Below are 4,822 nucleotides of genomic sequence, written 5' to 3' on the forward strand. Positions count from 1 at the left end.
CAATAAAAGAGCGTAGCCAAGAGATCGCATAGATCACGCACGCTATGCCCAGCAGTCCGCTCAATAACGCTACGCCCAACTTAGGACTTGGCACTCTTGCCCTCCTCCTCTTTGCTAATGCCTAGTTTCTTACGGATGAGCTTTAAACCCACTTCTCCTACCACTTCAGCCCCCATATAACCCACGCCACCACTAATGGCAGTGGCTAGGCCTAAGGGCAAGTGCAAATAGTAATCAATGAACTCAAAACTCACCCAAGTAGTCATCATAGATGAGCCCACCCCCCAAATCACATATCTAAGCCTATCTCCTAGCCCGCTCAAGGCCTCATCTTTGATAGACTTGAGCACAAACAACCAGCCCACACAAAAGCCTACAAAGAGCACTAAGATATAGGGCAAGATAGCGCGAAACTCCACGCCCAAAATAAGAAAATCCTGCTTAGTCATTCTCAAAGTGCCGTCTAATTTTTCCTTGCAAACTATCTAACTTCTGCTCTAAAACCTGCACTTTTACTAAACTACGGTCTAATCGCTCCTCTGTTTTGCCAATTTCATAGACTAAAAAGCCCAAAGAGCCCGTCTGCAAAGCATTGAGCAAAATGAGCAAAAAGCCAATAGAGACCATGCGATCTAATTTGCGCATGGACACCTGCGCGCATGGGGGTTTGACCTCTTTCATCAGGCAATCCCGCTTTCTTTAATGAAGCTTTTGACATCAAAACAGGGGCACTCTTTGCCCTTGTCTAAATCCCTATGCCCGCAAAAGGTGGCTGAAGGGTATTTTTTGGCAAGCTCAACACAGAGCTTTTTAAGAGCCTCAACTTGTTCAGGGGTGCGCGTGTCTTTGGGCTTAAGGGTTTTGGCATCCTTGCCTCCAATGTAGCAAATGCCCAAACTCCCGCTATTGTGTCCTCTAACATGCGCGCCCACTTCATGCTCTTGTCTGCCTTTTTCAATGCTTCCATCTAGCAAGATCACATAGTGGTAGCCAATCTGATCAAAGCCTCTTTCTTTGTGCCATCTATCAATGTCCCATTTGTCATGAGGGCGTCCCTCTGGGGTGTCGCTACAATGAATGACAATACGGTTGATGTTTTGGTGTGTTTTGGTCATGTTAGTCCTTGAAGTCTTGTATTTGAAATGCTTTAAGACTGGGGTAGTCGCTCAGTGTCTCAACTTGCGCCTTTTGCGCCCCAAAGAAGTTAAGCACTTTGGCCTTGTGTGCCATCCCCGCACTAAACACCTCTTCTAGTTGCGCTCTTGTGTGCATTTTGTAGCTTTTAAAGGCCTCATCTTGTCCTTTGCATCTAATGGGCGTATCTAACCCTGCTTGAAGTGCACCACTTAGATTGAGCTGATCTTCTAGGCGCAGATCGTAGGCATGCAAACTGCCCAGTGCCGCACTGCTAAACCCGCGCTTCAAAGACTCTTGCGTCTTGGCATCTATTTTGAGCACCAAATTTCGCTTAAGCTCTCCAATCTGCGCATTCTGCAAAAGAATATGCGCGCTCTGTAATTGCCCTACGCTAAGAGGCTTAGAAGTTCTAACCCCCCATGTATCTGTCGCCTTGTTGTAGGTCAATACAGCTCCCGCTGGTAAGATTTCCCCGCTAGGCTCTAACTTTTGCTTCACCCTTTCAAAGTCTAGTTCAATGTCCATGCTCTTGCCTTATCCAATCTTGTAGTAATAGAGATTGCTACTCCTTGTATACCACCCACGCCAAAACACTCTAACACGCCGCGCGCTATCATTCCAGTAAGGAACACTAAAAAAGCCCGCATAGGTATCATGTATCCCCTCATCGGCATTCATGTCAGGGAAAGCCGTTATATTGTGGTCATCCTCATATTTAAAACGAAGATGCCAATCCGCCCAGTCCTGCACAAAAGAAAAGCACATGATGATGAAACTCCCCGGCTCCACCACAAAAGATGTTGTCCATGTGTTGGTTCTCCCCACCTGCACAAAGTCTGTTAAGTCTATTTTTTCAAAATGCGTCAGACCGCTCATAGTAGCGAGCGCATTAGCTTTAGCGATATTGAGTGTGCTAGCAAACTCTTGGGCCAAATTAGCGCGACTAGATTCAAGTTCTGTAAGCTTTTGAGTAAAAGTATCTTTTTGGGTGTTGAACTCGAGCATTTTGGCATCAATGGCGTTAGTGAAAAGGGTTTTTTGTGCCTCAAATTCGCGCGTCTTTTGAGCAAATTCGTTATTAAGTTGTGCCTTAAAATCTGTCCACTCTTGGTAACTAGGAAAATCTCTATTCAAAAACACCAGCTCGCCGGGCTGCCGCCCCACAACGCTAAACTTAATCACCAAAACCCCGCCCACATGCGCGTTTAAAACCACTTTGGCCAAAGGCACAACGGCTAAGATATTCTTAGCATCATCTACAATAAGACAAGCATAGACATATTTGTCTGTGTTCAATTTGCCAAGATTGATCTCAAAGGTCAGATACCTCTGTTCATCATAGCGCGCGATGTCTATTGTCCCCTCATAATAGACATAGTTCTCAATGGCATTAAACTCTAGCTCAGAGACATAAGTATCTCCCTGTCCGTCTGGATTGCGCCCTATAAGGCGGTCAAGTTCAGCATCTTCTGTCGTGTCCGCCCCCACCAATAGATATTTCTTAGCCTCTTGTTGAAACTCTGCGCTTAAGACCTCAATGCCTTTAGCTGTAGGCACGGAAAAAATCATGGCTTGCTCCTTTGATCGCCTCTGAAGGTTAAAAACAGATGTGCGCCCCCTGTAATGGAGATGTTCGTGCGCCCTGAAGCGTTATAGACATTGTGGCCTACAAAAGCGGGGCGTATTTGCCCCCCACCTTTAAATCCTAAGTCTAACACCTCATATGTGCTATATTTTGAGGCAGGCGCGCTAAAGTTGCACTGCAGTCTAAAAGAGCCTTGCAGTGTTAATGGCAGAGAACTCATAGGAAAGTCAATTTTTAAAGACTTGAAGCGATCGCGCGCGGGCTGAATGGCCTTAATAGCGTTTATGGCGCGCTCCATGTCCACTGTGCTTTTCGAATCAGGGGCAATAGTTACCAAATACTCAAAGGGTTGTAGTCCGCTCTTAGTTTGAGTTTCGCGCTCAAAAACCTCCTTATTGGCAAAAGTAACCACCTGCACCTCTCCAAAGACCTTAAAAACGGCTTCTTTGAGTCCGCGCTCTGTGCCCAGATAGATTTTTTTCAAAAGCGGAGCTTCTAATTGGGCTTGTTGCTGGTTAATGGGCAATTTGGTATCTAAGTCCACCCCAAAAGAGTGGGCTAAAAGGCCTAAATGTGGGTTTTGTGTAGGGTTGTAGAAGTGCTTAAAGGGCATTTTGAAGCTTTTGGCTACTAATTTACCCAAAGCCTCATCTAAGGCGCGAATCTCTTTAGGGTAATTGCTAGGCAAAATGCTCATGTGGGTGTCCTAATGTCCACTTGCACAGACTCCAAAAAGAGCCATTCGTGCATAGCAGGCTTATTAATAGCATCTACTGAGCAGTCTGTTACCACTCTATCCACAAAAGCCAGACTAGCTAACTTGCTCTCACTCACGCCCTGCCCAATTTCAAGGCTTTTAAATAGAGAAAAGGCGCGCTCTTTGGTAGCCTCAATAATCTCTTTTTGGACTAGAGTGTTTTTAAGCTCAATAGTATAATTGAGGCTTACAGGCACTTTGCTAGCCTGCTCTATGAGCACCTTGTCTGTGAGAGGTGTCTTGTCTTTAATGGCATTGGCAATGAGCTTAGGCGCGTCTAAATTGTCCGCCGTGTAGTAGATAGTAACCTCGCCAATATTAAGGCTCACCACCTTAATTTTCCCAACACCTTTAACGCTCGCAAAATGCGTATAACTCTGCACACTTCCAGCCGTGCTAAAACCAGCTAAAGCCATCAAATAGCGTTTTTTGAGCGCGTCATCTTCTTCGTAATCTTGCAAATTAGTAAATCTGCTCAACATCTCTACTTTGAGGATTAGCGGGTTGGCGTTTTCTAAAATCGTGGTTTGCCATTCGCCCTCTTTGTCGCCCACCACCTGTATAATATTCTCCCCTTTTTCTAGGTGGTAATCCTCAATGGTAAACGCGTTTGCCCCATCTGCGCTGGCAAATTTCGTATTCTTAGGCAAGTAGACACTATCTTTTGCATTAATGCGCATCTTAGCTGTAGGCATCTCTTTTAAACGCCGCTCTAAGCCCAAAAGCTTCACTAGCTCATCTAAGTATGGCCCGGTGGAAAACTCTAAAAAGTTTTGTGCGATAGTGTGATTACACTTGTCGATCTGTTTGCCCAAGTAGTAGAGAAAACAATTAATCAAGCTTTGCACATCATCAGAGGCTAGGGGCTGATAATCTTGCCCTGTGCGCTCCTTGTAGGCCTTTGCAAAGGCTTCTGTGAGTTCAGCGCGCGCCCCCTCAAAGTCTAAAGGCTGCAAGAAATTAGGCATAGAGATCATAGCTTCACGCTCATATCTGTTTGCACGGCGCGCACATGCAAGAGCACCTCCGCGCCGCTCTGCTCAATGCTCAAATTTTCCTCAGTGATACGGGGCTCAAAGTGCTCTAAGTTCTCTAAAATCTCATCTTTGAGGTCTAAGAGCAGGTCATCCTCTAGAGCCACTCTATCAATGAAGATGGGGCTTAAGCCCACTTGCGGGGCTAGCACTAGCGAGCCTTTAGTGGTGCTCAAGAGCCGTGCGATATTTTCCTCTACGCTCAACAAATACACGCCTTAGCTCCTAAAACTAGGTGTGAAAAAGAGTAGGTCAAATTCAAGCACCATGCTAAAAAGCGGAGTGGCTGSAATCTCTATTTTTTCGCTC

The 4,822-nt window shown here is 45.7% G+C and carries 8 protein-coding genes; all 8 read right to left on the reverse strand.

Going from position 1 to position 4,822, the window contains the following annotated elements; all coding sequences use genetic code 11:
• Nucleotides 1-80 precede the first annotated feature (80 nt).
• Genes C6H00_RS00075 through C6H00_RS00110 form a run of 8 tightly spaced genes read right to left on the reverse strand, consistent with a single transcriptional unit; the run spans nucleotide 81 to nucleotide 4,728 of the window.
• Nucleotides 81-449 carry a holin gene (locus C6H00_RS00075; protein ID WP_104749035.1) on the reverse strand — a complete coding sequence of 123 codons (369 nt, stop codon included), beginning with the start codon at nucleotides 447-449 and terminating at the stop codon, nucleotides 81-83.
• Complete coding sequence (locus tag C6H00_RS00080) at nucleotides 442-681, reverse strand: hypothetical protein (protein ID WP_104749027.1); 240 nt, start codon at nucleotides 679-681, stop codon at nucleotides 442-444. The genes C6H00_RS00075 and C6H00_RS00080 overlap by 8 nt, the downstream gene beginning before the upstream one ends.
• Nucleotides 681-1,115 carry an N-acetylmuramoyl-L-alanine amidase gene (locus C6H00_RS00085; RefSeq protein ID WP_104749028.1) on the reverse strand — a complete coding sequence of 145 codons (435 nt, stop codon included), beginning with the start codon at nucleotides 1,113-1,115 and terminating at the stop codon, nucleotides 681-683. Before C6H00_RS00085 ends, C6H00_RS00080 begins: the two co-directional genes overlap by 1 nt.
• Before the next feature lies 1 nt (nucleotide 1,116).
• The gene (locus C6H00_RS00090) at nucleotides 1,117-1,662 is read right to left on the reverse strand and encodes a DUF4376 domain-containing protein (RefSeq protein ID WP_104749029.1); all 546 of its coding nucleotides are present in this window, start codon (nucleotides 1,660-1,662) and stop codon (nucleotides 1,117-1,119) included.
• Between the two features lie 9 nt (nucleotides 1,663-1,671).
• Entirely contained in the window at nucleotides 1,672-2,706 is a 1,035-nt protein-coding gene (locus C6H00_RS00095; RefSeq protein WP_104749036.1) for a hypothetical protein, read from the reverse strand.
• Nucleotides 2,703-3,419 carry a phage tail protein gene (locus tag C6H00_RS00100; RefSeq protein WP_104749037.1) on the reverse strand — a complete coding sequence of 239 codons (717 nt, stop codon included), beginning with the start codon at nucleotides 3,417-3,419 and terminating at the stop codon, nucleotides 2,703-2,705. Before C6H00_RS00100 ends, C6H00_RS00095 begins: the two co-directional genes overlap by 4 nt.
• Nucleotides 3,416-4,447: a baseplate J/gp47 family protein gene (locus C6H00_RS00105; RefSeq protein WP_158655691.1), complete on the reverse strand. Its 1,032-nt coding sequence runs from the start codon at nucleotides 4,445-4,447 to the stop codon at nucleotides 3,416-3,418. Before C6H00_RS00105 ends, C6H00_RS00100 begins: the two co-directional genes overlap by 4 nt.
• Nucleotides 4,448-4,452: 5 nt before the next feature.
• A complete protein-coding gene (locus C6H00_RS00110; RefSeq protein WP_104749039.1) occupies nucleotides 4,453-4,728 on the reverse strand; it encodes a GPW/gp25 family protein in 276 nt (91 codons plus the stop codon).
• Between the last annotated feature and the right edge of the window lie 94 nt (nucleotides 4,729-4,822).

Source organism: Helicobacter cynogastricus (assembly GCF_900197855.1).
Taxonomy (GTDB): domain Bacteria; phylum Campylobacterota; class Campylobacteria; order Campylobacterales; family Helicobacteraceae; genus Helicobacter; species Helicobacter cynogastricus.